The 887-nt window shown below is 54.8% G+C and carries 2 pseudogenes; both read right to left on the reverse strand.

Going from position 1 to position 887, the window contains the following annotated elements:
* Positions 1–304: pseudogene (locus ABJ99_RS04120) on the reverse strand (DEAD/DEAH box helicase family protein); the annotation flags it as partial.
* Between the two features lie 103 nt (positions 305–407).
* Positions 408–887 (reverse strand): annotated as a pseudogene (locus tag ABJ99_RS04125) (DUF6094 domain-containing protein); the annotation flags it as partial.

Below are 887 nucleotides of genomic sequence, written 5' to 3' on the forward strand. Positions count from 1 at the left end.
TGGCCATCATCGTTTTGCCTGTCCCCATCTCGGCATTGATGATGCCAGCCTGCTCATTCTGATCGAGCAAAAGCGCGGCAATGGCCTGGACCACTTGGGCCTGCGCTGGGAAGGGCTGTCGTTTGAGACCGTCCATCACCCGCTGCCGAGCCGGATTGTCGATGCCGGCATAGACCGGCGGGTTTGAGCGGTTGAGAGATTCCAGAAGTTCGTCACCAAACTCCTCGATAAACTCAGTGAGCCCAATATTCAAAGCATCGGCTTTCAGGTGGCTCGAGGCCCTTGGCAATGTAATGTCGTTCATGGTGTTTCTCCACATGAGAATGAAACAGGGCACGCACGACACCACGGAGGGTATTGGGCATACCCTGCGGGTTGGTTGAGAGAATGTTTTGTTTAATGCGCTGTCAGTAGTCAGACGGCAACATGATGGTGGTCACGGAGCGATCGACCTCGGTGATGATCCAAAGTCTGGTTTCATCTCCAGCGTCAATGTCATACCCGGAAAACAATCGACCTTCAGCACTCAGTGCTTGCTGGTTGCTGTCCCAGTCGTCGTTCGAAATCTCGCCCCAATCGCCCGTCGCGTGACGCCGCAGGTACTGCATCACGTCGAGAGAGTTGTTTTCGAGCAGACTTTGAACGCTATGCGTGAGCACCACACGGCCCAGTTCAAATAAAGCGTCCTGACTACGTGCTTCAGTGTTTGAGGTGGTTTCGTGTGCTGCTGGTGTTGTCGCATCTGAGCTGATGGTCAGTGCGCACCCGAGGTAGGATGAGCCTGGCGTCATATCCCATGCCCGAATCCGGGGCACAAAACGATCAGTCAGTATCCGTGTCTCGAAAACGTTGCCGTCCTCGTCCTCGGTGAATTCGGTCTTGGGAAC

Origin of the sequence: Pseudomonas syringae pv. cilantro (genome assembly GCF_001293775.1) — a bacterium.
Lineage (GTDB): Bacteria > Pseudomonadota > Gammaproteobacteria > Pseudomonadales > Pseudomonadaceae > Aquipseudomonas > Aquipseudomonas syringae_P.